The organism is Laspinema olomoucense D3b (assembly GCF_025370785.1).
In the GTDB taxonomy this organism is placed as follows: domain Bacteria; phylum Cyanobacteriota; class Cyanobacteriia; order Cyanobacteriales; family Laspinemataceae; genus Laspinema; species Laspinema olomoucense.
Genome location: NZ_JAMXFA010000023.1, coordinates 52,215 through 79,214, shown reverse-complemented (window position 1 = coordinate 79,214; position 27,000 = coordinate 52,215). Strand labels below are relative to the sequence as shown.

Here is a 27,000-nt window from a genome sequence, read left to right as displayed (position 1 = left end):
TGACCAATGACCAAGGACCAATGACCAACAACAAATGACCACCGACCAATGACCCATGACAACTTACCCAAAGCAACTCTTATGGCAACACTCGAACAAATCATTCAGCGTGAACCAAATCCTTTTGATGCGGAAACCTTTTGGTCTGGGAATTTTTGGCAGGAAAAACAAAATCCGGCTTTTACGGTTGATTCCATTCACCAAGAGGCCATTTCTCAAATCGAAACTCTACTCAATCAGGTGTCCGAGGACCATCGCACTCGCACTGTTTTATTAGAAGGTGAAACAGGATCCGGCAAGTCCTATTTATTAGGCAGAATCAAGCGGATTCTGAATCGTAAAGCCTTTTTTGTTTATATCGAACCCTTTACTGCCAGTGACTATATTTGGCGGCATATTCTCCGGTACACGGTGGATAGTTTGCTGGAAGTTCCCGAGGGCGAAGAAGATTCTCAATTAATTTTGTGGTTGAAAGGGTTATCGGAATTTGAGCATCGCAGTATCATGGATATGATTCGTGGCGATCGCCAGGTTTTTATTCGCAATCTCCGAGATAACTATCCCACGGGAATTTATAATGCCCATGAGTTCTTTGGCGTCCTTTATGACTTGACAAATCCTAAATTTTCTAGTCTTGCCTGTGAGTGGTTACGCGGGGATGATTTAGATGAAGAAAGTCTCAAGATTCTCCGAGTGCAACATTCTATTGATAGCGAAGATGCGGCCCAAAAAATTCTAGCCAATTTTGGGAGGATTTCCGCTGAAACTCTCCCGATTGTTCTGTGTTTTGACCAATTAGATAATATTGCCAGATTAGCCGATGGATCTATTGATTTACCTAGTTTATTTGGGGTAAACTCCGTCATTCACACGCAAAAATTAAAAAACTTTCTGGTAATGATTAGCATCATTACCGATACCTGGAAACAAAATGCGTTTCGCATCCAAGCAACGGATAGGGACCGACTGGATGCGATTGTTCAACTCAAACAAATTAGTTTGTATCAAGGGGAGGCACTTTGGGCGAGTCGTTTGTCTATTGTGCATCGTCAATCTGCCACCCAACCCCCTTCTAATTTGTATCCCCTCACCCGAGAAAAGTTAGAGGATAAATTCCCCGGAGGGAAAACTCGTCCCCGAAATGTGTTGATGTTGGGACGCCAGTTATTTCAGGACCACAAGTTAGAATTAATGCGCGATCGCATCGAGTATATTGATGTCGAATATACCCCGGTTCTGGATCAACAATCCTCCCATTCTCCTGAACCGGCGATCGATGTTTCAGAAACGCCTAGTTTACCCCCTACTGCTGAACCCAAAGCAGATTTACTGGCAGCTTTCAAGTTATTATGGTTGAGGAAATTTAGCCAAACTCAGGATAGAATTTCCCGAATTCGTCAGTTTTCTTCCCCGGAATTAATCGCCATGTTAGGGGAAGCATTAGAAGCATTATCCGTCCCCGAGGTTAACCTTCGCTTCCTAGATAGTCGCACTTATAGCAGTTATTCCCTCAGCTATCAATTCCCCGGAACTTCAGAAACCGTTGGAGTTGCCTGGAGTGAAGATGCCAATTTGACGAAGTTTTGCAATTTTATGAAAGTCTGCCAAGAGGCGATCGCGGCGAAACAATGCCACAAGTTGCACCTAATCCGCGAAGAAAGTATCGGCAATCCCAACAATACCGGATACAGAATCTATAGCGATATTTACCGGAAGTCTCGTCATCAGCATCTTAAACCCGACTTGCTGTCGGTTCATTATTTAATTACCTATCACAGCTTAGTCAATGATGCCTGTGGAGGCGATTTAATTGTGGGCAATTCTACCCCAAATTTAACCGAATTGCAAACCCTGATTCGAGAATCCAAAATTTTGCAATACTGTCCCCTATTGCAACAATTAGAACTGGTCCCTAGTCTCCCCATTGGCGAAGCAACTCGGGAATTGTGGCAACCTGTGGAGGATTTTTTGTTAAATCGGGCGATCAGTCAACAATGTATGGCGCGCCAAAGGTTATCTCAAGAAGCGATTTCGCAATTTTCCCATATTAACGAATCCCAAGTTCACCATTTAATTGAACATCTTTGTGAAAATCATCCCTCGGTTGCCATCCTGAATCCTGATGCAAAACTGGAAGATCAGTTAGTCTATTTGGTCAACTCGCAGCGATAACTCCAATTGCGATCGCCTACAAAATGCGATCGCCTCTGGACGAAATTGCACCCTAATTACACCCTGTATTCTCTCACTGAGGAGTCCGCCGTGGCATCTATTGACCGCATTATTCAAGAATCCGTTAACCCCTTTGATTCCACCACCTTTAGACCCGGTAATTTTTGGCAAGAAGACCAAAATTCTGCCTTTACCGTCGATTCCATTCATCAAGAAGTCTTAACGGAAATTACCTCCGTCGTCGATCACGTCACCCAAGATCATCGAACCCGGACAATTCTACTCTCGGGAGATTCGGGTTCTGGGAAAAGTTATCTCTTAGGACGGATTAAAAGTACCCTCAATTCCAAAGGCTTTTTTGCCTATATTGGACCTTGGCCCGAAAGCGACTTTATTTGGCGGCATACCCTCCGCAATACCTTAGATAGTTTAATGTATGTTCCCCAAGGTCAAACCGAATCCCAACTGTTACTTTGGTTAAAAGAATTAGCCGCATTTCAAGATAGAGGTCTGATGAAACGGGTGTTCGGAGAACGGCAACTGTTTATCCACAAATTAAAAGGAACCTATCCCGCTGGAATCTATAACGCTAATGAGTTCTTTGGCCTTCTCTATGACTTAACCAATCCTAAATTATATCCCCTCGCTTGTGAATGGCTCAAAGGCGATGATTTAGACGAAGGCAGTTTAAAACTTCTGAGGGTCAAACGGTCCATTGATTCAGAAAATGCCGCCCAGCAAATTTTATCCAACTTTGGCAAAATTGCCTCCGCAACTCAGCCGATGGTTTTATGCTTTGATAATTTAGATAATATAGATAGGGGGATAGATGGATTAATTAATTTACAGGCGTTATTTAACGTAAATTCAATTATTCATAATCAAAAACTCAAAAATTTTGTTATTATCATAAGTATCATCACCAACACCTGGCAACAAAACTATAAACGGATACAACCGGCGGATTTAGCCCGAATTGATACAAAAATCCGCCTGAGTGCGATCGACCTCCATCAAGCTGCCGGATTGTTGGCGATGCGCTTGTATCCCTTACACCAACTAGCCGAAACTGCCCCCCCATCCCCCATCTATCCCATCACCGAACAAGATTTAGAGGCGAAATTTCCCGGGGGGAAAACCTTACCTCGGTTTACCCTCCTCCTGGGAAGACAACTGTTTCAAGAGGCGAAACAGCAGGAGGGAACAAAACCCGAAACGGTCATCTCACCTTCGGCTAACGAAGTCACTGCCGCCTTTCACCTCCTCTGGGTGAAAGAATTTAATAAAACCCAGGAGAAAATCACCCGCTTGCGTCAATTTTCCGCCCCCGAATTGATGCAAATGGTGCGAGAAGCCCTAGAAGCCTTAAATGTGAGTGGGATTCAACAAAAACTCTTACCCAGTCCCAGCTACGCTAGTTATTCCCTCAGCTATCACCTGCCAGCACAACTGGGAAGAATTGGGATTGTCTGGACAGAAGACCCCAATCTAGTCAGCTTTTATCATATCATGAAAGCCTGTGAAAAAGCCCTGACTATGCAACGCTGCAAAACCCTCTATTTAATTCGCGCTGAACGCTTAGGAACGCGCAAAAACCTGGGAAATAAACTCTACTCCGAAATTTTTACCGGACATCCCCATCGCCATATTTTACCAGATATGGTATCGGTACATTATTTGGTAACGTATCATAGTTTAGTCAACGCTGCTTGTGCTGGTGAATTAGTCGTGGGAAGTCTTACCCCGAATTTAAAAGAACTACAAGAAATGATTCGCCAATCCCAAATTTTAGAAGAATGTCCGGTATTACAAACCTTGGGGGTGTTTGCCGGATATACCCGCATTATCGGAGTTAGTGATAATAAACCCAAACAACTCGGACCCGCAGGCGATCGCAGCAAAGCTTTAAAGCAAGCAAAAGAGTATTTACTCGCCTTAGTTCGTACTCAACAAATCATGGGCCGAACCGTGTTAATTCAGAATACCTTAGACCAATTTACTGATGTGCAAGAGTATCAAGTTAAAGAGTTACTGTTTCAGCTATGTACCGAAAACAAACTGTTTATTTTAGATGAAACGGTCCCCGACTCCGCCCAGTTAGTTTGTGTATTAGAAGCCTTTGGCAAGAAGGCTAGAAACTAGACAGAGTGGCAGGTTTAAAACTGCCACTCCTTTAAAGATTAAAGGGTCCATATAGGCTTACCTTTGCCAACCATCAATCATTTTAATCATGGTTTTTGCAGCCACGCCATTAATTCTGTCCACCACATCTTCAAAAGTGACAAAGGGTTCAAATGGCGTTGTATTTCGCTCTTTTGCGATATTCTCGATAATCTTATTATTAATTCCAGCCTTTTTCAACCGCGAAGCCAGTAAAGGCAACTCTAAGTTATTCAGAGATTCTAATAAGGGAGCAGGTTTGGTATCCCGACTTTCAATATCTTTTAACCGTTCCTCTACCTTTTGGTCTAACATCTCCTCAATTCTCTGAAGATTCTGAGAATACTCAGCCTTTAATTCATTGAGTCGAGTGTCAATTCTAACTTCAATATTAAGGAATCGGGCTTCTAAATCCGGTTGAATGGGCGTCTGAAGGGGTAAATCTTGAAGACCTTCCTGATTAGATTGAATAGGCGCTTGAGCGGGTGCAACTTTAACGCCTTGGTTGGTCTTTGAGTCGGCAAAACTATTCAATAATTCAGTTTGCTTGAGGATGATTTCTTCATGTTTGGGTGCAATCACAAAAGCATTAACCATTTCTCCTTTACGAGGATTTTTTTCTTTTGCTCTAACCGCAGCGTAATATTCTAAATGTCCATCAACTACGGTATAACTTTCGGGTCCCGTTCTTTTTAAAACTACAGGTCTTAGAAGTCCTTCACACTCTAAAATTAGGTCGGAAAGACTATCCAAGACTGTTTCAGATAAAGTGGAACGAGAGACGGTAGAATGGATACTTTTAACATCTACTAGAGAAAAAGAAATCATAGGTCTATTCCTGTTTTTGTTAAAACTTCTAGGGCTAAGGCTTGAAATTCTCCGGAGGATAAAGACTCCGGAGAATATTCCAATATTGATTTGGGTTCAGGTATCTCTTCCCCCAGAGCACTGGTATGATTAGTGCATTGAGAAAGAAGGACTCTTTCATAAATAATTGAATCCATTAAGGGAATGCCATATCGGCCCGGAATCACCCTCTTTTGTTTGGGAAAACTATATTGCAAAAATTTGGGGTTAGGGGAAATTTTAGAAGGTAAAACTCCTAAAATATTAAGGGGTTTTTTTCCAATCATCTCCCGAAATTCATCAACTTGGCTGATAAACTGGGTAACACTGGGTAACCCTTGGTTAGCAAAAGGTTTCAAATCCGACGGAATAATTAAATGATCCGCAGCAATCAAGGCTACTTCTGCATATAAATCCCGAGAGGGAGGGGTATCTATAATTACGAAATCATATTCTTTTTCTACTCGGCTTAACTTAGTCACTAACCGAGTTTTACTGGCACCGATTTGATTCAATTTATACTGCCCTTCAATCAGGGTAATATGAGAAGGAATTACCTCAATTTCTGGATTATTAAAACCCTCCGATTTTCGCGCCACATCGGAAATAAAACAAAATTCGCCCGATTCCAGAAGATGATAAACATTATTATCTCTTAAATTGTCATCTTCTTCAAAAATGAATTTAAGTAATCCGGTTGCAAAAGTTGAATTAGATTGAGCATCTATATCAATCAACAGAACCTTTTTACCCCTTTTTCTCAGAGCGGCAGCTAAGTTGACTGCAACTGTGGTTTTTCCAACGCCGCCTTTATTATGATAAACAGCAATTACTTTCAACGTAGCTTTCCTCTGGTTATTAAAATTTTGCTCAACAACGGGTTTGGGCTGAATGGGAGTTTCGGGAAATAATTCCTCGGGAAATGGGATGGAAAAAGGAATGTCTTTAGATACTCCTTCAGGAATTGACTCGGCTCCCAGGTGAGGGAAATTAGAGTCTGTAGACCGGGAATCTAGGGTTTGCTTAGGGTTCCTGCTATCTTTCCCAATCAAGGCATTTATTTCTTCAATTCTTGCCTCAATTTCTCCTCCCCTACACTGAAAAACTAGCTCAATCTCATCCCCCAATCGTTCATAAATCCGCATTTCCTTGCCATTCGTGAGAACACCATATTTAACTTGTAGTTTCGTTAAATATCGCTTCAACTTTCTTCGGTTTCGATCTAGGTTTTGTTTGGGACTTTTGGCCTCAATGACGACCCTCATGGGCGAATTCGCATCGAGGACGAAGGGAATTGCTGGGGTATTGAAGGCTAAGAAACCTAACCGAAGTGAAATAAAGGCAACTTCTTGATGCCAACTGTCCGGGGTGTAGCCTAAGGCTGGCAACAAGTAACTCACGATTAGTTTACTCTCGACTTCGCTCTCGTTTCGGCAAAGGTCTGGATGGAAACTCAAGGTTTTTAGCCGGATAATCCGGAGCCTTACAGAATCGTTTTACATATTAGCGGATCTGAGGTTAAATTTGAACAATATCTTAACATTTATTAATAAACACAAGCGGTAGACTTTGTTCTGTTGAAGACTTCCCCTTATAAGGTGGAGGGTTTTTAAAGAGGGACTCGGAACCGGACCCGGGAAGATTTCTAAAGTTTTGTAAAAAAGCGATCGTCGGGTTCCAAATCGGGTCATTATAAAGTTGGGCAGTTGTTATGGCGCGCAAGCGACGGGTGAAGGTATGGATGTAACGGAGCTAAAATTTCTGTTGAAGTTATTGGGGTTTACGGATTATCGGGCATTGATCACCAAAGTTGAGCCTAACCCGAAAACGAAAGCTTCAGAACGCGATCGCATCGGTCGCCAACTGATTGAACGCGGGCTAGTTGATTGTACGGAAGAAATCAAAAAATTGGCGATCGCCCCTCCGGGAAAATCCCTACTCCAAGCAGATCCGACCACATTGCCGATCTCTGAACAAGAATTAAAAGTCCTAAAAGCTACAGCTAAAGGTAGCATTTCCCCTGCGCAAACTGGGGTTGCTGCGGAGCAGCGACAAGCTGTCATTCACAGTTTAGCCGCCCGGGGATTTATTAAAGTTATTGATAAAAAATTTAAAGAAGTTTGGCTGACGGAACGGGGAAAAGAATTTTTACGAGATGAGTTTGAGTCTAACAGTACCAAGGGTACGATTCACCTGAAAATGTTGACGGAATATCTTCGGTTTCTCCGTAAAGTTCACCTCCCGGAAAAAGCCGCTTTACCGCCGACCTCTCCTGCGCCCGAAACTGCCGCCCCAGTCCCCATGAAAAAGCCCAGTGATGAGGAAATTTGGCAACTAATTCGGGCTTTAGACCAAGAATTAGTAACGGACAATTATTTACCAATTTTTCATCTGCGCCAGAAACTTCAACCTCCTCTATCCCGCAGGGAATTGGATCAAGCCCTCTATCGATTGGAAGGCGACGATAAAATTGAGTTGAGTTCTTTAGTGGATACAAACCCCTACAGTCCCGACCAAATCAACGCAGGAATTCCCCAAGATCTCGGATGTCCGCTATTTTTTATCACCTATTTCTAGTCTCTGACTGCCTTGATTGTTGGCATTTTTACCCCTTCGCATTAGGTAATTTCAGGCATGGTATCTATAGACACAATTATTCAAAGATCGGTTAACCCTTTCGACCCCATTTCATTTAAAACGGGAAACTTTTGGAGAGAAAGCCAAGAAGCCTCACTCACCGTTGATTCGATTCACAAAGAGGCAATGGTTGAGATTGAAACCTGGGTGGACCAAATGGCCCAGGACCATCACAGCCGCACAATTATGCTGCTGGGGGATCCGGGTTCGGGCAAAAGTTATCTATTAGGTCGTCTCAAAAAGACTTTGAAACCTAAAGCCTTTTTTGCCTACATTCCCCCTTGGTCTGACCATGAATGGATGAGACGCCATCTCCTGCGCCACACTGTTGATAGTCTCATGCAAGTTCCAGAAGGGGAAACCGATTCCCAACTCATGCTTTGGCTCAAAAGTCTGTCTGCCTTCACCAATCGTTCCCTAAAACAGCGAATTTTTGATGATCAAGTCTGGACCTTACTCCAAAGTAATCGTAAAAAATTTATCACCCACCTCAAAAAAACCTATCAATCCCTCGGGATTGCCCAAGCCGATAGTTTTTTTGGGATTTTGTATGACCTCACCAACCCGGAACTCTATCCCATCGCCTGCGAGTGGTTGCGCGGGGATGATTTAAGTGAAGATTCTCTCCAAGACCTGAAATTAAAACATTCCATCGAAAGTGAAGAAGCAGCTTGGGAAATTTTAGCGAATTTGGGAAAAATTTCAACGGAAACCCAACCGATTGTTTTATGTTTAGATAACGTTGAGCTGGTAGGTATGGGGTCCGGGGGCTCTTTAAATTTGCAACCCTTGTTGAGTTTGAATACTCGCCTGCATCTGGAGGGAATCACGAATTTCTTAATTATTATTAACATGGTGCAAAATAGTTGGAAAATTGTAAGACAGGGAATTCAAAATTCGGATAAAGCGGGAATTCATAAACTGATTCTCCTCAAACGAATTGGCTTGGATGAAGCCGAAGCCATCTGGGCAAATCGTCTTTATTCACTGCATCAAAAAGTTAGCATTCAACCCCTTTCGCCAATTTATCCCTTAACTCGCAAAGACTTAGAAGAAAAATTTCCCAGTGGCAAGACTGCTCCTCGCTTAGTATTACAACTGGGGCGGCAACTGATTGAAGAGTATAAAATTGGACAACCGCCACCCCCAGCAGATTATGGTTCTGGCTTGAAATTACTCTGGGTGGAAGAGTTTAAAAAGACTCAGAAAAAAGTTGCTAAAATTAGTTATTTTTCAGCACCGGAGCGGATTCAAATGTTACAGGCGGCGATGGAGGCATTGCGCTTACCCGTTGCCCCGAAATTTTTACTGAGCGACAAATTAGCGAGTTATTCTCTCTCCTATCAACCCAGTGGTGGACCGGAATCGATTGGGGTGGTTTGGAGTGAAGATCCGAACATGAAAACCTTTTTCTTTGTGATGGATGCCTGCCGCCGCTCAATGGCACAGCATCCTAAAACTCCAGTTTATTTAATCCGCGCTGAAAAAGTGGAAGAATCTAAACTCAAGGGATATAAACTGTATAAAGAACTGTTTACGGGTTCTCCCCATCGTCATATCACCCCCCGTCTCAACTCCCTGCACTATCTGGGAACTTATTATACCCTAGTTAAAGAAGCCCTGGCGGGAGAGTTGGTGATTGTGGATCAAGTGATAACCCTGGAGCGGTTGCAGAAACTGATCCGAGAAACGGAGATTTTGCAGGGCTGTATCTTATTGCAAGATTTAGGTATGGTTCCTGCTCCGCCCAAAACCGATTCTGACCCGAGTCAACCGGAGGTTGACCCCCAAATTTTAGCCGCTAAAGACTTTATTTTAGATATGGTCATTACCCAACAGTTCTTAGGACGAGAGATGGCGATTGACAATGCTCATGCTAACTTTGATACGGTTTCTCCAGAAGGACTCAATCAATTGATTGATGAACTGATTCAAGAAGGAAAAATTGATTTGATCGGTTCTGAAAGCGATCCCAAGACTCAAGTGATCTCTCGGGTTCCGCAAGTCTAGGCCCAAATGGATGACCGATTAAACGGCCTAGAATTGCTCTTTCTAGTGGCTTTCACCACCCTTTTAGGGAAACCAGCACCCCACTTTCACCCTATTGATTAATGTTTTATTTGACTCGACCCGCTGAGATCCAAGCTGCCATTGCCCAATTCGCGGCTCATCCGATTCTGTGGATTGATACCGAAGTAGCGGATTGGTACAGTCCTGTTCCCCGACTTTCTCTGATTCAAGTTCTGGCCCAGGAAACGGACTGCACTGGAGAGTTTGCCTATATCCTGGATGTGTTGGAGAAACGGGAATTAGTCCAGGAGTTTATTGGCAAAATTATGGCCAATCCTGACATCGAAAAAGTTTTTCATAATGCCAGTTATGATTTAAGATTTTTGGGAAAATCTCAATCCCAGAATGTCACCTGTACCTTAAAATGGGCCAGAACATTGAAACGCGATCGCCTCGGGGTTTCCAACTTCAAACTCAAAACCCTCGCCGCCGAACTCTGCCAATTTTCTGATATCCATCCGGAAGAACAATCCAGCGACTGGGGACAGCGCCCCCTCAGTCAAGGGCAATTAAGATATGCCAAGATGGATCCGGTTTATTTAGCCCAAGTTTATCTGAAATTAAAACAATTTACTAAACCCCAGCCCTTCCCCATCCCCAAGCTTGTCCCTATGCCCAAATCCGAATCCTCTGACCCCAAATCTTTGACAGCGACTAATGTTCGTGTGGCCTTTGAATGTCCCCGGTTATTTTATCTGGGCCAGCATTTTGGGAAGATGACGATGTTTATTCCCACCCCCAATGCTTTCGGCATTGGTAACCCATTTCACGAACTCGCCAAGCAATTTGTTTCCTTAATCTTAGATGGGCCGGAATTTACAGCGTTTCTCGCAGATGCCCCGCCCAAACTGAATGCCAACACTCTCGCCCAACAGATGCAAACCCGCTTCTATGATTTGCGGTTTCGTTGCTATCTCCAATCGACGATTCAAGCGGACCCCAATAAACTACCGGCCCTCAACCAAATTTGGCAGGGATTAAAAGGACTAATCCAACGATATGCCGAATTATTAGTGACGAATCGCCAATTTTATTCGGCGGATTCTGTCCTCGCTAAAACCTTTATTGCCCGGGAATTTAGCCTCAATTATCAATTCGATTTACCCGATGGCAGTCGGCAATTGGTTAAAGGACAGGTGGATAATTTGATTGTGCATGGACAAGGCGATCGCCTCTGTGCGGTGGAGTATAAAACCTATCAACCGGCAGATATCAGCGGCCAACTTGCCCAGGTAGCTTTGTATAGCTATATGCTCAAGCAACAGAGAAACTGCCCTGTAGATTCTGCGGTTTACTGTGTATTACCGGAGTTTAAAGAGTATCACTATTCTTGGGAAGAATTAGAACAAACGGTACATCAACTGATACCCTATAAACTCCAACAAATGCAGGACTGGTTGCGCTGGCAACCTCCGCATCCCAATCCACCCCCGCCCACTCCCCAAGCTCACTTGTGCGATATTTGTCCGCAACACCAGAAGTGTCAAACGTTTTTTCAATCTAGTCCGGTTGCCGTGGATTCTCCGGGGAACACTCCTCCCCCCGCGCTGAAACCACTGCTGAATCTGCCGCAAAATTCCGTTCCCAAACTCCCCCTGAATGCAGATGCGATGGGGCAACAATTGACGGTGACGCTCAAATCTTTTAAAATTAATGTTGATTACTTAGGAGCAGCGATTGGTCCGGCTTTTATCCGAGTCAAACTCAAACCCGCTCCCGGGATAAAAGTGGCGTCGATTTTAAAATTATCAGCGGATTTGCAGGTGCAATTAGGGATTCCCGTTCCCCCGTTAATTGCCCCCCAAGCGGGATATGTGAGCGTGGATTTACCCCGGGGCGATCGCGAAACTGCGGAATTTTCCCATTACATTCATCGGCAACAAAATCCAGCGGATGCTCCTGTCAAAATTGCCATTGGCATTGATTTAGATGGCAATTTAATTGAGGCGGATTTATCTGACCCCAATACCTGCCACTTTTTGGTAGGCGGTACAACCGGAAGCGGAAAAAGTGAGTTTTTGCGATCGCTGCTGTTGAGTCTTCTCCACCGCAATCAACCTAGTCACCTCAAAATTGCCTTAGTAGACCCCAAGCGTGTTACCTTTCCTGAATTTGAAGGGATGCGCTGGTTGCTCTCCCCGATTGTTAAAGAAAGCGAGCAGGCGATCGCACTGATGGCAGAACTCGTCTCAGACATGGAAACTCGCTATCGCCAATTTGAATCCGCAGGCTGTAATGATATTACCTCCTATAACCGGAAAGCACAAAATCCCTTACCCCGGATTGTCTGCATTTTTGATGAATATGCCGATTTCATGGCAGAAAAACAAATTCGCGCCGACCTCGAACTCAGTATTAAACGACTGGGTGCAATGGCAAGAGCGGCGGGAATTCATCTGATTATTGCCACCCAACGCCCAGAAGCAAAAGTAGTTACACCGATTATTCGCTCAAATTTGCCCGGAAGAGTTGCCCTCCGAACTGCCAGCGAAGCCGACTCTAGCATTATTTTAGGCGGGCAAGAAACATCCGCTGCTTACCTCCTGGGCAAAGGAGATTTACTCTACCAAATCGGCTCTCAATTACACCGATTGCAAAGCTTATTTGCTTCAAAAATTGACTTATCTTAATTGGTATTGATGGGGATATTCCCCGGGAAGACCCCATCTGACCTCAATTCCCTGAACGCCTTTCAACTAACCTCTGAGTTGCGGTTCCCGGCAAAACTCTCTTTAAACTTGGCGATCGCATTTTGGATGAAATTCGGCTGCTTGGATGGAGGACGGACTGCCAACTCGATAGGGTCTTCTGCGTATTCCTTCCCTTTTAAGCGATACCCATACTCCAAATTCTGTTGATTTTTTCGCAGAATGGGAAACAAGCGAAATCCGCCTTCTCGCAACTCTTCCTCCGTGTCAAAAATCGCTTGATTAATCTTACTGGTCCGATTCACCATCAACGACCCCACGGGAAACCAGTTATTTTTGCCTTCTATCCGCATAAAAATATGAAATTCGGGCATATCCCCTTCTTTCATTTTCTCATACTTCTGTGCTGCCGCCTCCCGTTTTGCGGTGGCTTTGCCGGTTTTCTTGGGCGGTTCGACTTTCCCAAATCCCTTTTGTGTCGTCACTTTGGCTTCCTCCTGGGTGGTATTACAAAAGGTTACAGTATTTCTCAGAATTCTGCAATACTTTTTGTCATTGGTCCTTGGTCATTGGTCCTTGGTCATTGGTCCCTCGGGGTGGATCACAGGGGCGTAGGGTGGGAAAAGGCCCACCCTATTATAATTGCTAAATGTTAGGGTTGATTCGAGAATCAAGCTAACAGTTTGGAGGAGCCAAGTAAGCTACAATTACTCATCCTCCGAGGAAATGACCCTTAACTGCAAGGTTTCTGAGGTTTCCACGGACATGGGAAGGCGATCGCGGACGGCATCTAGCTGAGCCCGCATTTCCTTGGTCAGGGTCAGGACACAATCAAAATCTAGCTGTTCCTCCTGTACCAGTTTTGCTAATTCCGAAAACGGTGTTTTATACGTCGATCGCTCATAACTGGAGAATTTAACCCGCTCTATTTGGGGAATCCGTTGAGCTTGCATCGCCGATTTGAGGCGCTTTTCCACATAACTCAATTCCGACTCCAGTAATGCCGCTTCCTGCTTTAATCGCGTATATTCTGCCGCCAAAACCTGCACGTTATCCGTTGCCGGATCGCGCTGAGTCATACGTTCCATCTCCACCAGACGCCGATGCACATAAGCTAAATAAATCGGGTCGAGGGTTGCGTATCTCACCTGCGCCTCACTTAGCGCTCGTTTCCCCCAGTCACTTTGTTGCTCGGAACTATCCGGATGGGGTAAACCGCACAATTCACAAGCTAAAGTTTTGAGTTGAAAATTGGAGGTTTCTAACATAAATAACGGCAAGCTTTTCGCCAAAAGTAACGTACAAGTTACATTTTCAGCTTGGCTTTTTCCTAAAAACCTCAAATCATAACTAGCATTGTGAAATACTTTTTCAATGGTCGAGTCAGCCATGATGGTGTTGATAAACTCGGCTGTTAATGCGGGGCGATCGAGAACATCTAAAAGATAAACCCGGTTCATTAACAATTCTAGGGAGTTGGGGAAATCCCCGGGGAAGTCTGGCAAAATCTGTATCAAAGAAAGTCGGGGTTTTTTGGTTCGATAATCTGCCACTTCTGTATCCACCCAAAGGCGTTCAACTTGGGTACAGGTGGCGATCGCATCTTTAATATCTGCTGGATCCTTTAAATAAGGCATCGTCCTTACTCTCCCTGATTATTCTTTATCGCGGTTAAATCTCCAGAGTACCGGCAATTTAACCCCAAGTGAAGGGTAACCCTTCCCAGAAAGAGTGCTACAACGGATCTAAGCTATCTTGGAAAGAGTCAAATATCTTAAAATGCTAAACAATAGAAGGCGAACTCCTTTATGAAAAAAGCGCTCATTTGTGGAATTTCCGGTCAAGATGGAGCCTATCTAGCTCAATTACTCCTCTCCAAGGGCTATACAGTTTGTGGCACCTCCCGAGACGCGCAAATGTCATCTTTTCGCAATCTGACCCGCTTAGGCATTCGCGAACAAGTCAAGTTAGAATCCATGTCTTTAAATGACTTTCGCAGTGTGTTACAAATTTTGACAAAAATTGAACCCGATGAGGTGTACAATCTAGCGGGACAAAGTTCCGTGGGGTTATCCTTCGATCAACCTGTGGAAACCTTAGAAAGTATTGCCACCGGGACGCTGAATTTGTTGGAAGCGATTCGGTTTACGGGAAAAGCGATTAAATTTTATAATGCGGGGTCCAGCGAATGTTTTGGAGATACGGGCGATCGCGCGGCGGATGAAACCACCCCCTTTCGGCCCCGGAGTCCCTACGCCGTCGCCAAAGCTACCGCCTTTTGGGAAGTCGCCAACTACCGGGAAGCTTACGGATTATTTGCCTGTTCGGGAATTTTGTATAACCATGAGTCTCCCCTGAGACCCGAACGGTTTGTCACCCAAAAAATTATTGCTGCTGCCTGCCGCATTGCCGGAGGGAGTCGCGAAAAAGTGAATCTAGGGAATATTTCCGTACAGCGGGACTGGGGTTACGCGCAGGAATATGTAGAGGCGATGTATTTGATGTTACAGCACCCGGACCCAGATGATTATGTGATTGCCACCGGGGAAACCCATCGTTTAGAGGATTTTGTGGCGATCGCCTTTAATAGTGTGGGACTGGATTGGCAGGAGTGGGTGAATATTGACGCCAGTTTATATCGACCTACAGATATTGCCATCGGTCGAGGCAATCCAGGCAAGGCAAAAGCCAAGCTGGGATGGGAGGCAAGGTCGAAAATGCCCGAGGTGGTTAGACAGATGGTAGAGGCCAAAAGGCAAGGGATTTAAGCAACACCGGGCGGGCAACAACCGCTGGGGGATTTATCCCCCGCCGGTTGCGCCGGTTGTTGCGTTCAAATGTCAGGGTTTTGTAACAGATAGATCCTAAATTTGCGACTTTTGCTCCCTCTGAGATGGAAGACAAAAATCGACGTGAAATTTAACATTTGAACCCCACAAAGTTTGACAAAATAACAATGCCACCAATCGAGCCTCAACACCTTGTTGTCTAGGCAAGAATCATTATGTAAATGGGAGATGAGATCGTGGCTATTGCCAGTATCAACCCGGTCACGGGAGAAACGATACAAACCTTTAGCGCTTTAACCGATGCCGAAGTCCAGGCTAAACTGGAAAAAGCGCAACAGGCTTTTGAAAAATATCGGCGGATTCCCCTGAAGCAACGGGCGGTATGGATGAATGCCGCAGCGGATATTTTGGAAAAAAATAAAGCCCACTACGGGAAAATCATGACCCTGGAAATGGGCAAAACCCTCGCTTCGGCGATCGCAGAAGCGGAAAAAAGTGCGGTGGGTTGTCGGTATTATGCAGAGAATGCCGCCCAATTCCTTGCAGATGTTCCCGGAAAAACCGACGCCAGTACCAGCTTTGTGCGCTACCAACCCCTCGGCCCCATTTTGGCCGTGATGCCCTGGAATTTTCCATTTTGGCAAGTATTTCGCTTTGCGGCCCCGGCACTCATGGCGGGGAATGTGGGTCTACTCAAACACGCCTCCAACGTGCCGCAATGCGCCCTTGCCATTGAAGAGATTTTTAGCGAAGCTGGATTTCCCGAGGGTGTATTCCAAACTTTGTTAATAGGTGCTGACAAAGTAGGGGACGTGATCGCCGATGATCGGGTTCAAGCTGCGGCCTTGACCGGATCCGAGTTCGCCGGTTCCAGTTTAGCGGAAAAAGCGGGGAAATATATCAAGAAAACAGTCCTAGAGTTAGGAGGGAGTGATCCTTTTATTGTCATGAAAAGCGCGGATCTGGAAGTTGCCGCAGCAACGGCAACCACAGCGCGGATGATTAATAATGGACAGTCTTGTATTGCTGCAAAACGCTTCATTGTCGAAGAAGCGATCGCCGAGGAGTTTGAGCAACGCTTGATTGAGCATTTCAAAGCATTACGGGTGGGAGATCCAATGGATCCGGCAACGGATATCGGACCGCTGGCAACTCGATCAATCCTAGAGGAATTACACCAACAAGTTTTAGCTTGCGTTGAAAATGGAGCAAAAGCGGCGACTGGGGGCATTCCTTTAATTGATCGTCCGGGAAACTTCTATCCTCCAACGCTAATCACCGATATTCCCCTCGGAATACCGGCAGAACGGGAAGAATTTTTTGGACCCGTGGCCCTGTTATTTCGGGTAGCTAATATCGACGAAGCGATCGCCCGGGCGAACGATATTCCCTTTGGTTTGGGTGCTTCTGCTTGGACGAACGAACCCCAAGAGCGCGATCGCTTTATCGAAGAACTCGAAGCCGGTGCCGTCTTTATTAATGGCTTAGTCAAATCCGACCCGCGCCTGCCCTTTGGTGGCATCAAACGGTCCGGATATGGACGCGAATTAAGCATTCAAGGCATTCACGAATTCGTCAACATCAAAACCGTTTGGGTCAAATAAACCCAAACCGTACCCTAACGGATTGTCACAGGTTCCTAACTCACCGAACCCATCAGCAATCCCCAAAGGTTCTCACATTTGCCACCGTCATCAACCACGCATTTCTCTGAGGTAACACAAGATTATGGGCGAACTTAACACCGCCGAACTATTAGTTCAGTGTCTGGAAAATGAAGGCGTACAATACGTTTTCGGACTCCCTGGAGAAGAAAATCTCGCCGTTTTAAAAGCGATGAGTAACTCTTCTATTCAATTTATTACCACCCGTCACGAACAAGGTGCGGCATTCATGGCAGATGTCTACGGACGTCTCACCGGAAAAGCCGGAGTCTGCCTCTCCACCTTGGGTCCCGGTGCCACCAACCTAATTACAGGGGTCGCCGATGCTAACTTAGATGGTGCTCCCCTCGTCGCCATTACCGGACAAGTGGGGACCGATCGGATGCATATAGAATCCCATCAATATTTAGACCTAGTGGCGATGTTTGAACCCGTCACCAAATGGAACGCGCAAATTGTCCGTCCCAGCATCACCCCGGAAATTGTTCGCAAAGCTTTTAAACGCGCACAAACCGAAAAACCCGGGGCGGTTCATATCGATTTACCGGAAAATATTGCCGCCATGCCGGTTGTCGGTGAACCCTTGAGAAAAGATAAGCAAGAAAAAAGCTATGCCTCTTATCAAGGGTTAAATGAAGCAGCAGCGGCCATTTCTCGGGCAAATAATCCTCTCATTTTAGTCGGAAATGGCGCAATTCGCGCTCATGCCGGGTCAGTCTTAACAGAATTTGCCACTCGCCTGCATATTCCTGTTACGAATACCTTTATGGGGAAAGGCGTCATTCCCTATACTCATCCCCTTGCCTTGTGGACAACAGGATTGCAACAGCGTGATTATATTACCTGTGCGTTTGAGCAAACCGATCTGGTCATTGCCGTGGGCTATGATTTGATTGAATATTCCCCGAAAAAATGGAATCCCGAGGGGAAAATTCCCATCATTCATATTAATGCAACTCCGGCGGAAATTGATAGTAGTTATATCCCGATTGTGGAAGTAGTGGGGGATATTTCTGACTCCTTGATGGAAATTTTACATCGCGCCGATCGCCAGAGTAAACCCGCCCCTCACGCTTGCGAACTTCGCGCCGATATTCGGGCCGATTATGAACAGTATGCCCATGATGATGGATTTCCCATCAAACCCCAAAAACTGATTTATGATTTGCGGCAGGTGATGGGACCGGATGATATTGTCATCTCCGATGTGGGCGCGCATAAGATGTGGATTGCTCGTCATTACCATTGCGATCGGCCCAATACTTGTTTAATTTCTAATGGATTTGCCGCAATGGGAATTGCCATTCCCGGCGCATTAGCCGCTAAATTAGTCTATCCCGATCGCAAAATTGTGGCAGTAACTGGCGATGGCGGATTCATGATGAACTGCCAAGAATTAGAAACCGCCCTGCGCGTCGGAACCGCCTTCGTAACTATCATCTTTAACGATGGCGGATATGGACTCATCGAGTGGAAACAACAGAACCACTATGGTGAATCCGCCTTCATCAAATTCACCAATCCTGACTTTGTGAAATTTGCCGAAAGTATGGGATTAAAAGGCTATCGGATCGAATCCGCAGCGGATTTAATTCCCACCCTGAAAGAAGCCCTAGCCCAGGATGTTCCAGCAGTGATTGACTGTCCCATTGACTACAGCGAAAATATCCGCTTTAGTCAAAAATCAGGCGGATTGAACTGCACCATCTAAATCACCATGAGTTAGGGGTTAAAGAATGAGACAAAACGCGGTATAATCAACCCCTCATCCTTAAGTCCTAACCCATGAAGATTGCCACTTGGAACGTTAACTCAATTAGAACTCGATTAGAACAAGTAACTGACTGGTTACAAACCAACCCCGTTGAGGTATTGTGCTTGCAGGAAACAAAGGTAGTGGATGCGGATTTTCCGCGATCGGCTTTAGAAGCATTAGGCTATCACCTTTATATCTCCGGCCAAAAATCCTACAACGGGGTTGCTTTATTAAGTAAAATTCCCCTCACCGACGTCAGCATCGGCTTCACCCCCATCCTAGGTCCCGAAGTCGCCGAATTAGACGAACAAAAGCGCGTCATTACTGGAACCTTTGAAGATATTCGCATCCTCAATCTCTATGTGCCTAACGGTTCAGCCGTCGGCAGTGATAAATATAGCTATAAACTAACCTGGCTAAAAACTCTGCAAGACTATCTAAAAATCATCCTTGACAAAACCGATAAATTATGTATTTGTGGTGATTTTAATATTGCCTTAGAAGCCATAGATATTCATCGAAAAACCACCCCCAATGATATCATGGCCTCCCCCGCAGAACGGGCTGCTTTAACCAACATTTTAGAAGTCGGATTAACCGATGCTTTCCGCCTATTTAATCAAGAACCGGGACAGTTTAGCTGGTGGGATTATCGCGCCGGTGCATTCGCCCGAAATCGCGGCTGGCGCATCGACCATCATTATGTCACACCGAAGCTCACAGAACGGGCGATCGCCTGTACCATTGACGCCGAACCGAGGAAGTTACCCAAACCCAGTGACCACACCCCAGTTATTTTAGAATTAGAGTGATTTCAGGCGAGTAGGGTTGACAATGACAACCTTACTCGGCTACATTACAAGAGTAGTTCTACTGAGGCTGATCTATAAAATGGAATTATCTCAACTAGCGACCCTAACGGTTAGTGCTGTAATTTCAGTGCTAAATCAAACTACTGGCGGAGCTTTACAAGAGGTGGGTTCCCAGATTGTTCAGTTTTTACAGTCCCGATTTAAGGATCGCATGAACATTCAGGAAGTCCAAGAGCAACCAAAAATTATACAACAAGCTATTATAAGTGAATCTCTTGCAGACGCGCAATTCAGAACAGCTCTCGAAGACCTGATTACTAAATTTAATTCAATAAAAAATCAACAACCTGGATATACTCAAAACAATTTCGGTAACTTGAATATTAATGCAGCCGGTAATCAAGGTCAGGTGACAGGGATAGATCAAAGCCAAAACTTTCACTTTCGTTCAAAATTCTAACAATTATACCAACAACTTTTATACTTCTCTTTTAGACGAAGATTTAGAGCCAATCAACTCTTTTAGTAAAATTCTAAGTTACTTAAAGGTCTTAGTATTTCTAATTGCAGTATTTATTTTTTGGCTACTTTTTGGCTGTTTCGCTAGTTACTCTTTTCCTTTTAAATCCGCTAAAACCCTTCTATCATCTTGTTTTATCGGAAATTTAGGAGCAAAAGTTAATAGTCTACAAAAAGAACTCCAGCATCAGGAAGCTCCGGTTGAATCTGTTGATAAAGAATCTCTTCACTATTTAACTCAGCAAGAATCAGAATATTGGCTTTATATCCAAATTATAGAATTATTAGGTCAAGGTAGCTCTGAGAGTCACCAAAGACTTGCTCAGACCCTAGAAGCCTTAAATTCTCAAAGAGAGCAAGTTGTAGAACAATTAGAACCTCGAATACAAAAGAAATATAAAATACTGTCCCGAATTCAAAGTGCTTACCGCTCTTTAGTTCCTAGTCAGCTACAAAAAGATGAGAGAGAAATCGAAATTATTATCAATCATCTAGTAAAATTTGTTAACAATCAGAGTCCTTCTGAAAGAGCTTTTGCCGAATTATTCAGCCGAATAGATACGGAAATCGCAGAAAGAGCAAGTAGCATAAGTCCTTCAAGACTCACGATTATTTACAAAATAAAAAAATTATTAAAAACTGTATCCTCAAAATATACTGATGCTCTTGAAGAATTAGAGGCTAATCCTGAACGTACAATCTCTCTTGTTAATGAATTACGTTCTCAGCTCGATAGTGTATTCCAGAAATACAATATATTGCTTGAAGAAAATAATCGACAAAAACAAGAGTTAAAAGTTAGATCTCAGGAAATATCTCACTCTTACAATAAGGCTTCTAACTTACAGTCTAAGAATGAGGATCTAAAGAACAAAATAAGGAAATTAACCCAAGATAATTCTACTAAACAAAATATTTTAAATCAAATTAATCAAAATTTGGCAATAGCGAATAGGGAGCGGTACGACCAAGATGGACAAATCTCTACTCTAAGAAAACAAGTAGAGATATTACTTGCTCAATCTCAGTATAAAGGACAGGAAATAGATAAAATAAGCGGAGACGTTGAAACTTTGAGGAAGGAACGCTCTCAGCTATTGCAAGAACTAAACCGATTTGAAAAGGAAAACAAAATATTACAAAATGAAGTTGAACTCTTTCAAAAAGAATTAAACAATCTTTTGGAACCACAAGGAGAAGAAAATGAGCAGTTATACGAATTTGATCCTCTAAATGATGACGATTCAATTCTTCCTACTGTGCAACGAGAATTAACAGGACGTTACTTAGGTAATATAAGTAAAACTACAAATAGATACCATTGGAGTCCCACTTGTGGATATTATAAAAGTTTGGCTTTTGAATATTTAGTAATGAGAGAGGACAAAAAACGAACTATACTTAATACTGATGATAAAACTGAATTTAATAAATACAACCTCGGTCCTTGCAATTTTTGCTTAAAACCGAAGAAATATAAATAATCAAAAGTGGACTCATTTACTCTATCACATTTTTTAACATGGAACTTTATTGTCAACCTCTGTATAGGAAACCTAAATCATTCTGACAAGGGATCCCGTGAGAGTCTTTTAGTGCGTTCGCGTAGGGTGCTGGATCCATCACATCTTGCTCGTTTTTTTTATCCCAAACTGATTTAGGCGCGCTGATGCCGTTGCATTCCTTTAACTTCGAGATAAACCTGTAAAAACCCAGTTTGATTGCAGTAGCGGATTGTGTCAAGAATAGCTATCTTTACCTCTTCTCTGGCAGAGGAAAGGACAGCCGCAAAAAATTTTCCATCCACCAATGTGGGGACTACCGGGATCCACTTCCCCTCCCTTTTCTGGAGAACGAGCTAAAATTGCAGGGAGACTGATTCATTTACCCATAAAACAAATGTTCTTAGTAACTGGAGCAACGGGAAGTTTAGGACGGCGCGTGGTGCGGGTTTTGACTGCTAGGCAAGCCCCTGTACGGGCTTTTGTGCGATTGAGTTCGGACTACAGCGAGTTAGAAAATCGAGGCGCTGATATATTTATTGGCGATTTGAAACGGGAGCGAGATATACAAAAAGCCTGTGATGGGGTGAAGTATATCATTAGCACTCATGGAGGGAAGGAAAGCGGAGGTGCACAGGCGATCGACTATCGGGCGAATATTGACCTGATTGATTATGGCAAAGCAGCGGGAGTCGAGCATTTTGTCTTGATTTCTGTCCTGGGTTGCGATCGCGGTTATATGGATTCCCCGGTTTTTAAAGCCAAGCGCGAAGTCGAAAAATATTTAGAAAAAAGTGGCTTGACTTACACGATTTTACGTCCTTCTGCCTTTGACTCGGCTTTAATTCCCTTTGCACAACGATTCAAAGAAACGGGGGTTTATTTAAGTCTGGGAGACTTGAGAAATCGCACCTCCCCGGTGAGTACCGATGACTTAGCACAAATAGCAGCAGATTCCGTATTAGTCCCTGAAGCAGCAAATAAAATTTTCCCGGTTGGAGGTCCCGAAATTCTATCCCGCGAAGAAATTCCCCAGATTTTTGGCCGCATTTTTAACCGGGACCCGATGATTATCAATCCACCGATAATGGTTTTGGATGGGGTCCGCAATGCTTTGGGATTGGTGAATCCCTGTTTACAGAAATCTCTGGGAACTTTGCGAGTGTTGGTTTCTAATGAGTTTTTCTGCACGGCGGAAGAAATCGCAACTTTAGAGTCAGTTTTTGGGATAAAAATGGAGTCTTTAGACAGTTTTATTCGCCGGTATGTCAGTGGGTGATTGAGGGGTTTTTCCAAATTATAGCGGTTACCCCTGTTACGAGGTACTGATAAGTGCAGGAAGCGCTATAAATCAAAAGGGGGTGTCTGGATAGACACCCCCTTTTTTACTCGGTAATATTCGGTTGTCAGATGGATTAATTTTTGCTGCATTTAAGCCTTTCCCTAATTGGCTGGCTTTAACTTTTTGATGAGGCGAAATGAAACCCTTAAGCGCTACGTTTGACGGAACCATCGGAATATAATTCCATTGGTACTAACTCTAATTTTCCGTTGACTTGGACTTTCGAGTAAACCATTTTGACGAATTGGGCGGTGTGGGTGCGATAGCGAGGTAACATGATTTTGTCCTCCGATTTGCTTCTTCTTCTCTTATACTCTCACTATCCCTCGGTTCCGGATAAATTGGGGTGATTTTAAGCTAAAAAAATGGTGATAGTGCGCTGACCGGGAGGCGATCGCCCTCATCGGTTTCCGTGATTTCAAACACAGTCCAAGATGAGAACGAAAGATTCCCAATGACTAATAATTAAATCACCTCTTGTTAATCAGTAATTCGTCATAAATTTGACCCTTCTGCCTGAGAGACTTCCCCATTGGTCCCCCGAGAATGGCGATGAACCATAAAGGTGAGAACTGTTTCATCAATGCCCTTTAATTGCAGGGAACCGAACTTGACAATTTCATCATCATGGAGATAATCCGCCACCGCTGCCGACACTAGGATTGTACCCGGGTCAGCCGCTTCCTGTAAGCGGGAGGCAATATTCACACTAGGACCGATCGCTGTATAATCCGATCGCAAATTACCGCCAAACATCCCCACCACAGCAGTCCCTTGATGAATCCCACAGCGGAACTGAACCCGAGGTAAACCTTGCTGTTCCCAGTTCTCATTTAAGCGATCAAGCGCTTGTAACATTTGTCTAGCCGTGGCGATCGCCCGTCTCACTTGCTCATTCGGTGTCAAATCCTCCGGTGCACCAAACATCGCCACGATCGCATCCCCCACAAACTTATCCACCGTCCCGCCATTATCAAACACCGCCTGAGTCATTTCCGTTAAATATTGATTCAGCACCTCCGCCACCCGGCGCGATCGCAACGTATTCGCCAACTGAGTAAACCCGACGATATCGCTAAACAAAATCGTAATCAACCGGGGTTCCGGACGTAAATCCAAAGACAACTCCCCAGAGGCCGCTTTTTGGACCATAGAAGGGGGTAAAAACCGCCGCAGGACTGACTCAGTTAAATAAGTATTCAACTGGGCCACCCGGCGCTCATTTTCCTTGAGGGCGAGTAAATTTCTCACTTCTGCTAACAACTCGCGATCGTTAAACGGTTTCGCCAGATAAGCATCAGCCCCCTTTTCCGCCCCTTCAATGCGCGTATCCTCATTCACCTTCGCCGTGAGCAAAATAATCGGCGTTCCCCGTAACGACTCATGCTCTCGAATCATCTGGATCATATCCAAACCCGAGACTAACGGCATCATCAAATCCGTAACAATTAACTGGGGACGATGGTTGAGCACCACATCAAATCCTTCCGCCCCATTGCGGGCCAAAATGACGCGATATCCTTCCTTTGTGAGAATCCCCGAGACATAATTTCGCAAGTCCGGATTGTCATCCACCACAACAATCGTCGGGTGGAGGGTGTGAATCGTTGAGGGTTGTGCCGGTTGCACCAAACCTCCGGGACCGATAAACCCGACCCCATCATCTTCCATCTGCACATCGGCCAACTCTACGGAGGCCCGCGCCGGTTCTACCCCGGTGGGCACTTCAATAATTTGCTCTGGGGGTAAGTGAGAATTGCCCAGGGGTAACCACACCATAAAGGCGGAACCTTCCCCATAGTTTGATTCAACGGCAATGGTTCCCCCATGAAGTTCGACCAATTCTTTCGCTAAGGCTAACCCTAATCCACTACCTTCATAAGAGCGATTCGCCGACCCTTCGGCTTGACGAAAGCGCTCGAATAAGTGAGGAATTTGATCCGTGCGAATGCCAATTCCTGTATCCTTAACTTGGAGTAAAGAATAATCGCCTGCCTGTTCCAAGGAGACCATAATTTTACCTCCAGAGGCGGTAAATTTCATGGCATTGGAAAGGAGATTGTAGAGGACTTTATCAAACTTTTCCAAATCCAAATAGAGGGAAGGACAAGCCTGTAAATCGGTAGCAATTTCTATGCCTTTTTTCTCGCAATAGGGACGAAAAATTTCCACGGTTTGGGAGACAAAGGCGAGTAAATCGCAGGGACGAAACGTAGGCTGCATCCGACCGGCATCGAGGCGTTGCAAGTCCAGGAGTTGATTGACCAATCGCAGGAGGCGGCGGGTATTTCGCAGGGCGATCGCCGCTTGTTCCAAGGGTAAATCGTGGTGATGCTCCACGGCAGATTCTAGCGGACCCATCATTAAGGTTAAGGGGGTACGGAACTCGTGGGAAATATTTTGGAAAAATTCCGTTTTCAGGCGGTTGAGTTCTAGGAGGCGTTCCGCTTGCTGACGAGTTTTTTGGTAAAGCCGAGACTGATGGACAGCGATCGCCCCTTGTGCGGCCACCGCTTGAGCGAGATCGATTTCCGAGGGGTGCCAGCGGCGGGGTGAGCGGATTTGGCGCAGGGTAATGCTGCCGATAATTTCGCCATCAGAGATTAAAGGAACGAGTAATAAAGCCCTGGCAGGCGATCGCAGGGGTAAATCCATGACATTCCATTCTGGCTGCTTTTCCAAGTCATCCACCACCACCGGAGCACGAGTGGTCAGCAGTTCTTGTAACACCGGATTCCCGGCGATCGGAACCACCGATCGCGGCAATTCCCCAGAATTTTGGGGAGGTTCTCCTTTAACTTCCAAGGCAGGATCGGCACAAACAGAGGATGTCCCCACCCGTTCCCTCCCTTCATCCTCCAGTTGTTCTCCTTCGGAAGCCTCCACCGCCTGGAGGGCCGCATCGTATAATCCCACGCACTGCACATACTCATCTTCGACCGTCCATAACGACAGCGCACAACCATCAGCCTGTAAAGCTTGGCCTAATTGTTGGGCGATCGCCGCAAAAATATCTTTCGGATTCAGACTCGACCGAATCGCCGTAGTAATCGTATTCACCAGGGCCTCGCGCTTGGCTAGGGCCTGGACCTGTTCATAAGCGCGGGCTTGGGATAGCGACAACACCGCCTGATCCGCCACCATAAACACCAGTTGCACCTCATCATCCTGCCACTCCCGCCCGGATCCAGCTTGGTGCAATGCCAAGACAGCCATCAGTTCCATCCGAAACATCAGGGGGACCACCAAGCAGGAGCGAATATCTGCCGCTTTTAACATCTGTCGCCGTTGCTGGAGTTGAGGCGTCTTTCCCTGTAACCGTTCATCGGTTTCCACATCATTGATCACCTCAATATCTGATGTTTCCCAAACCGTCTGTGCTAACCCCTGGGGTTCTGAAATGGGTCCCGAGGGGGCAAGTGGCAGTTTTGGCCCTTGACCATTGGACTTCATCGTGCCCAGTTCCCGCTTTTGATACATAAACCATTCATCAATAAAGCGGCCATCCTGATAGGGACGTAGAATGCAGTAGCTGACCTCAAACATTTGGCCGAGGGTATCGACAATCGTCTGCAAAATCTGCGCCTCAGTGGTCCGAGAGCGAATGGTGTTGGTAATGGCATTGAGCAACGATTCCTGGCGCAGAGTGCGGCAGAGTTCCCTTGTCCGGGCTTTCAGGACATTGTGGGTATCTAAGGCTTGTGCAACTAATGCCTTGAGTTCATCAGCATCCCAGGGTTTGGTGACGTATTTAAAAACCTTTCCTTCATTGATCGCATCCACCAGGTCCTCTACATCGGTGTAAGCGGTCAAGATAATCCGGATCGCATCGGGATACTGAGTTGCCGTCAGACTGAGTAACTCAGTCCCACTCATTTGCGGCATCCGCTGATCCGAGATAATCACCGCTACATCCCCCTCCTTTGCCAGAAGCTCTAACGCTTGTGGGGCATTTTCTGCCGTCAGCACTTCATAGTCCCGATAAAAGGTGCGATAAAGCAAGTCGAGGTTATCTGGTTCGTCATCAACTACCAGAAGTTTCGGCTTACTATATGTTTCGATACTCATGCACCGCTCTCCTAC

General features: G+C 45.1%; 18 protein-coding genes. 12 read left to right on the top strand and 6 right to left on the bottom strand.

Annotation, left to right across the window (positions count from 1 at the left end; genetic code table 11):
• Window positions 1–48: 48 nt before the first annotated feature.
• The gene (locus NG792_RS17500) at window positions 49–2,172 is read left to right on the top strand and encodes an ATP-binding protein (RefSeq protein ID WP_261197191.1); all 2,124 of its coding nucleotides are present in this window, start codon (window positions 49–51) and stop codon (window positions 2,170–2,172) included.
• 6 nt (window positions 2,173–2,178) lie between these two features.
• Window positions 2,179–4,314 (top strand): AAA family ATPase, encoded by a 2,136-nt coding sequence (locus NG792_RS17495; protein ID WP_317618826.1) that lies wholly within the window; start codon window positions 2,179–2,181, stop codon window positions 4,312–4,314.
• Between the two features lie 57 nt (window positions 4,315–4,371).
• Here NG792_RS17495 and NG792_RS17490 read toward each other — a convergent pair whose 3' ends face one another.
• Together NG792_RS17490 and NG792_RS17485 are read right to left on the bottom strand one after the other, a co-directional pair.
• Complete coding sequence (locus tag NG792_RS17490; RefSeq protein ID WP_261197189.1) at window positions 4,372–5,160, bottom strand: hypothetical protein; 789 nt, start codon at window positions 5,158–5,160, stop codon at window positions 4,372–4,374.
• Window positions 5,157–6,578 carry a ParA family protein gene (locus NG792_RS17485; protein WP_317618825.1) on the bottom strand — a complete coding sequence of 474 codons (1,422 nt, stop codon included), beginning with the start codon at window positions 6,576–6,578 and terminating at the stop codon, window positions 5,157–5,159. The genes NG792_RS17490 and NG792_RS17485 overlap by 4 nt, the downstream gene beginning before the upstream one ends.
• A gap of 337 nt (window positions 6,579–6,915) precedes the next feature.
• Between NG792_RS17485 and NG792_RS17480 the strand changes: the two genes are divergently transcribed.
• From NG792_RS17480 to NG792_RS17470, 3 genes are all read left to right on the top strand, one after another.
• Window positions 6,916–7,755, top strand: coding sequence for a hypothetical protein (locus tag NG792_RS17480; protein ID WP_261197187.1), 840 nt, complete (start codon window positions 6,916–6,918; stop codon window positions 7,753–7,755).
• 57 nt (window positions 7,756–7,812) lie between these two features.
• The gene (locus NG792_RS17475; protein WP_261197186.1) at window positions 7,813–9,825 is read left to right on the top strand and encodes an ATP-binding protein; all 2,013 of its coding nucleotides are present in this window, start codon (window positions 7,813–7,815) and stop codon (window positions 9,823–9,825) included.
• A gap of 101 nt (window positions 9,826–9,926) precedes the next feature.
• Window positions 9,927–12,515: a DNA translocase FtsK gene (locus tag NG792_RS17470; protein ID WP_261197185.1), complete on the top strand. Its 2,589-nt coding sequence runs from the start codon at window positions 9,927–9,929 to the stop codon at window positions 12,513–12,515.
• 62 nt (window positions 12,516–12,577) lie between these two features.
• Here the strand turns inward: NG792_RS17470 and NG792_RS17465 are convergent, their stop codons facing one another.
• Both NG792_RS17465 and NG792_RS17460 read right to left on the bottom strand, forming a co-directional pair.
• The gene (locus NG792_RS17465) at window positions 12,578–13,018 is read right to left on the bottom strand and encodes an HHL1-like protein (protein WP_261197184.1); all 441 of its coding nucleotides are present in this window, start codon (window positions 13,016–13,018) and stop codon (window positions 12,578–12,580) included.
• Window positions 13,019–13,240: 222 nt separating this feature from the next.
• Window positions 13,241–14,170, bottom strand: a complete 930-nt coding sequence (locus tag NG792_RS17460; RefSeq protein ID WP_261236219.1) for a ribonuclease D — start codon at window positions 14,168–14,170, stop codon at window positions 13,241–13,243.
• A gap of 171 nt (window positions 14,171–14,341) precedes the next feature.
• Here NG792_RS17460 and NG792_RS17455 point away from each other — a divergent pair, with 171 nt between their 5' ends.
• The 7 genes from NG792_RS17455 to NG792_RS17425 all read left to right on the top strand — a co-directional run bounded on the left by NG792_RS17455 (window position 14,342) and on the right by NG792_RS17425 (window position 22,854).
• Window positions 14,342–15,301 carry a GDP-mannose 4,6-dehydratase gene (locus NG792_RS17455; protein WP_261236218.1) on the top strand — a complete coding sequence of 320 codons (960 nt, stop codon included), beginning with the start codon at window positions 14,342–14,344 and terminating at the stop codon, window positions 15,299–15,301.
• 257 nt (window positions 15,302–15,558) lie between these two features.
• Window positions 15,559–16,926, top strand: a complete 1,368-nt coding sequence (locus NG792_RS17450; protein ID WP_261197181.1) for an NAD-dependent succinate-semialdehyde dehydrogenase — start codon at window positions 15,559–15,561, stop codon at window positions 16,924–16,926.
• A gap of 124 nt (window positions 16,927–17,050) precedes the next feature.
• The gene (locus NG792_RS17445; RefSeq protein WP_261236217.1) at window positions 17,051–18,697 is read left to right on the top strand and encodes an acetolactate synthase large subunit; all 1,647 of its coding nucleotides are present in this window, start codon (window positions 17,051–17,053) and stop codon (window positions 18,695–18,697) included.
• Window positions 18,698–18,771: 74 nt separating this feature from the next.
• Complete coding sequence (xth, locus tag NG792_RS17440; RefSeq protein WP_261236216.1) at window positions 18,772–19,554, top strand: exodeoxyribonuclease III; 783 nt, start codon at window positions 18,772–18,774, stop codon at window positions 19,552–19,554.
• A 79-nt stretch (window positions 19,555–19,633) separates the two neighbouring features.
• Window positions 19,634–20,014, top strand: coding sequence for a hypothetical protein (locus NG792_RS17435; RefSeq protein WP_261236215.1), 381 nt, complete (start codon window positions 19,634–19,636; stop codon window positions 20,012–20,014).
• A gap of 817 nt (window positions 20,015–20,831) precedes the next feature.
• A complete protein-coding gene (locus tag NG792_RS17430; protein WP_261236214.1) occupies window positions 20,832–21,557 on the top strand; it encodes a hypothetical protein in 726 nt (241 codons plus the stop codon).
• A 415-nt stretch (window positions 21,558–21,972) separates the two neighbouring features.
• The gene (locus tag NG792_RS17425) at window positions 21,973–22,854 is read left to right on the top strand and encodes an SDR family oxidoreductase (RefSeq protein WP_261236213.1); all 882 of its coding nucleotides are present in this window, start codon (window positions 21,973–21,975) and stop codon (window positions 22,852–22,854) included.
• A 208-nt stretch (window positions 22,855–23,062) separates the two neighbouring features.
• Here NG792_RS17425 and NG792_RS17420 read toward each other — a convergent pair whose 3' ends face one another.
• Both NG792_RS17420 and NG792_RS17415 read right to left on the bottom strand, forming a co-directional pair.
• Entirely contained in the window at window positions 23,063–23,194 is a 132-nt protein-coding gene (locus NG792_RS17420) for a hypothetical protein (RefSeq protein ID WP_261197174.1), read from the bottom strand.
• A 218-nt stretch (window positions 23,195–23,412) separates the two neighbouring features.
• Window positions 23,413–26,985 carry a response regulator gene (locus tag NG792_RS17415; RefSeq protein WP_261236212.1) on the bottom strand — a complete coding sequence of 1,191 codons (3,573 nt, stop codon included), beginning with the start codon at window positions 26,983–26,985 and terminating at the stop codon, window positions 23,413–23,415.
• Window positions 26,986–27,000 lie beyond the last annotated feature (15 nt).